This window comes from Gordonibacter pamelaeae 7-10-1-b (assembly GCF_000210055.1).
GTDB classification, from domain to species: Bacteria; Actinomycetota; Coriobacteriia; order Coriobacteriales; family Eggerthellaceae; genus Gordonibacter; species Gordonibacter pamelaeae.
On the sequence record NC_021021.1, the window covers coordinates 229546 to 233416 of the forward strand.

Annotated in this window: 2 protein-coding genes and 1 pseudogene; 1 reads left to right on the forward strand and 2 read right to left on the reverse strand. The window is 67.2% G+C overall.

What is annotated here, in order from left to right; translation table 11 throughout:
- Together GPA_RS01015 and serC are read right to left on the reverse strand one after the other, a co-directional pair.
- Positions 1-963: dihydroxy-acid dehydratase domain-containing protein (locus tag GPA_RS01015; RefSeq protein ID WP_197533050.1), on the reverse strand; the 963-nt coding region annotated here is incomplete at its 3' end.
- A gap of 899 nt (positions 964-1862) precedes the next feature.
- Entirely contained in the window at positions 1863-2945 is a 1083-nt protein-coding gene (gene serC / locus GPA_RS01020) for a 3-phosphoserine/phosphohydroxythreonine transaminase (RefSeq protein ID WP_041238723.1), read from the reverse strand.
- A gap of 368 nt (positions 2946-3313) precedes the next feature.
- Here serC and GPA_RS18630 point away from each other — a divergent pair.
- Positions 3314-3871, forward strand: a pseudogene (locus GPA_RS18630) (hypothetical protein); the annotation flags it as partial.

Genomic DNA, 3871 nt, shown 5'->3' on the forward strand with positions numbered 1-3871 from the left:
CTCGTAGAGGTCGGAGAGCGGGCGCGGGCCGGAGGGCGCGAGCTTCACGAGGTGCGGCGTGCGCGCGCTCGCCGCGTCCCAGTCGTCCATCGTGATGGGGCAGCCCGCCTCGCGCGCGATGGCCGTGAGGTGCAGCACCGTGTTCGTGGAGCCGCCGAAGGCCATGTCGCATTCCATGGCGTTATGGACGGCGGCCGCGCTCACGATATCGCGCGCGCAGACGCCCTGCTCCAGAAGCTCCATCACCTTCATGCCGGCGTGCTTCGCCAGGCGGATGCGCTCGGAGTACACCGCGGGAATCGTGCCGTTGCCGGGAAGCGCGATGCCGAGCGCCTCGCACAGGCAGTTCATAGAGTTCGCCGTGAACATCCCCGAGCAGCTGCCGCAGGTGGGGCACGCCGTATCCTCGTAGTACTTGAGCTCGTCCTCGGTCATCGTGCCGTTCATGACCTGGGCCGCGCCGTCGAACAGCGTGTTGAGGTCGGTGGCGGGGCCGCACCCTCCCGGCTGCTTGCCGGCGAGCATCGGGCCGCCCGACACGAACACCGTGGGGATGTTCACGCGCAGCGCGCCCAGCAGCATGCCCGGCACGATCTTGTCGCAGTTCGGGATGCACACGAGCGCGTCGAAGGCGTGGCCCTGCACCGCGCATTCCAGCGAGTCGGCGATGACCTCGCGCGACACGAGCGAGTAGTGCATGCCGTCGTGGTTCATGGCGATGCCGTCGCACACGCCGATGGTGCCGATCTCGAACGGCACGCCGCCGGCCAGGTAGATGCCGGCCTTCACGGCCTCGGCGATCTTGTCGAGGTTGTTGTGGCCGGGGATGATGTCGTTGCGCGAGTTGAAGACGGCGACGAGCGGCCGCTCAAGCTCCTCGTCGGTGATGCCGTCGGCCTTGAGCAGGCTGCGGTGCGGCGCACGCGCCACGCCCTCGGTGACGGCCGAGCTTCTTCGTTGCATGCCAGTCCTTCCTCCCATGCGCGCCGTCCCCGCCTCGCGCCTGCGGCGCGCGCGGATGCGGCCCTCTGCCCATAAAAAAATCCCGCTGCAGGCAAGACGCTGCACCAGGACCACGGTTAGGAGAAAGAATGCGCCGCGGCCCGATGCCGCGCTGCACGCTTAGACAAGTAACGGTTGTCGCCGGTCCAGCCCTACTTGCCCCGCGCGCCGAACCGGAGGTCGTCCGTCCGCGCGCGAAACGTTCATGCCGAACTGCTCGGAGGGGGCGTTCGGACCGTCCACCGCCGGCTCGCAGCGTACCGCCGGCTCTCTGAAGATGGATTCGTCCCTACTGGTCCTCGTCATCGCATTTCGATCTATGAGGTTGTTGGGCGTTAGTATACCCCTCGATCCCCGCCGCGCAAGAAAAACTTTGACGCTCGAAGGATCCCCGCAGGAAATTCACACGAAAGGGGTCGGGAATCGGAAGCCTGCCGATACCGGCCCCACCCACCGCTTTCGATGCCGAAGTCGCCGAGGCGGCAAGCATCGTGGCGCACGGGGACTCGTGCGCGGCAGAACCCATCGTTTGCGGCAGGTTTTGCAAGTTATTCGTCGCAGAAGCCCGACCGTCTGCCGACAGCGTATCGGATCCGAGTCAGTTTTACGCATCTTCCCTGTTCAAACGCTCGACACTTCCCGCAAGCGCGCAGGACCGCCTCCGCAACGACGAATAGCTTGCAAAATCTGCCGCAAAACGCGCTTTCCCGTGCACGAAACAAGCCCGCGAGAGCAAGCGGCGTGCAAGCTGGCGGCGTGCTACAGACTGGCGGCGTGCGGGCAGGCGGCAGCGTGCTGGGCCCGGCAAACGAGGGTGGAGCACGGAATCAATCCGCATGCGCTCCACCCCGTCGGCGGTGCTACTTATGCGCCTGCTCGAACTTGTCCATGAAGGCCACGAGGGCCTCGACGCCGGCGCGGGGCATGGCGTTGTAGATGCTGGCGCGCATGCCGCCGACGCTGCGGTGGCCTTTCAGGTTCTCCAGGCCGGCGGCCTTGGCCTCGGCCACGAACGCCGCGTCGAGGTCGGCGTCGCCGGCGACGAACGGGACGTTCATGAGCGAGCGGTCCTCCTTGCGCACGGTGCCGCGGAAGAGCTTGCTCGCATCGAGGAAGTCGTAGAGCAGCGCGGCCTTCTCCTGGTTGCGCTGCTGCATGGCCTCGAGGCCGCCCTGGTCTTTCAGCCACTTGAACACCTTGCCGCAGATGTAGATGCCGTAGGCGGGCGGCGTGTTGTAGAGCGAGTTCGCGTCGGCCTGCGTCTTCCACTTCAGCATGGTGGGCGTGCCCTCCAGCACGTCGTCCGTGATAAGGTCCTCGCGGATGATGGAGATGACCACGCCGGCCGGGCCGATGTTCTTCTGCGCGCCGCCGTACATGACGCCGTAGCGGGTGATGTCCACCGGCTCGGACAGGAAGCACGACGACACGTCGGCCACGAGGTCCTTGCCCTTGGTGTTCGGCAGCGTGTGGAACTTCGTGCCGTAGATGGTGTTGTTCTCGCAGATGTACACATAGTCGGCATCGGGCGACACGTCCAGGTCGGAGCAGTCGGGGATGTAGGAGAACGTCTCGTCCTCGCTGCTGGCGATGGCGCGGGCGTCGCCGAAGATCTTGGCTTCCTTGAAGGCCTTCTTCGCCCAGGCGCCGGTGACGATATAGTCGGCCACGCGGTTCTTCATGAGGTTCATTGGCACGGCGGCGAACTGCTGCGACGCGCCGCCCTGCAGGAACAGCACACGGTAGTTGTCGGGAATGCCCACGAGCTCGCGCAGGTCGGCCTCGGCGTTCTCGATGATCTCGCCGAACGGCTTGGAGCGATGGCTCATCTCCATGACGGACATGCCCGAGCCGCGGTAGTCGAGCATCTCGGACGCTGCCTCGGCCAGCACCTCCTCCGGCAAGACGGCGGGACCTGCTGAAAAGTTGTACACCCTGGCCATGCGCGCTCCTTCTCTCTCCTCGGTTCCCCGGCCGAGCACGTTGCGGGCGGCTGGCGCGCCGCGGCGCACGCGGGCCGGGTGGTTGGTCATGGGTGCATTGTACTATGCACGCGACGTGTTTGCGCAGGCGGCGGGGAAAAGATCAGCGGACGGCGCGGGCGGCGGGGAAAGCCGCGCGCAGGCGCCGCCCACGTGTCGGTTCGCTGACTGATCGGCCATGCGCGGGAAACGAATGCCCCGATCATAGACGGCAAGGCGCACGTACGGCCTAAACTCCCTCTTCGCACCCATAGAAACCCCCGGGTGCCGGGCGCGGGAGAGCCGCGCCGGCCCCGCAAGCCCGAGAACCCTTTGAAAGGAGGCGCGGCATGCCGTACCGTGGACTGCCCTACTTCGTCGCCGAGCAGGCGAGCACCGGCGGCCGCGTCGACCCGTACGCATCCGAGCGGCACACCCTGCCGGACTGCGCGCAGGGCGTGCGCTACTCGTCGGCGCCACGCGAGAACGAGCGGCGCGTCGTGTCCTACCGCGCCTGCGAGACCGTGTGCCCTCCGCAGGCCCATGGTGCGCGGGTCGATGCAAAACCCCTGTTCACCGACATCGAGCCCATGCGCATCCTAGCGGCGGTCATGCTCATGGCGGTCATCGCCGTGGGTGCGGCCTTCGTGGGGATTGGCGTTGCGAACGGCTTCACCGGCATCGTCGACAACGCCATCCTGACCGACGAGCCCGCCGCAACGACGAAGGCCACGCTCAGCGCGGCGCCATCGACGTGGCAGCAGGGAACCGTGCCGCAGCTGTACCAGGTGGACCCCCAGTGGGCCGACCGCCCCTACGGCTCCGGCACCATCGGCACGTCCGGCGCCGCACCGCTCGCCCTGGCCATGGTGCGCATCGACCTCACGGGCGACGCCTCCGTGGGGCCC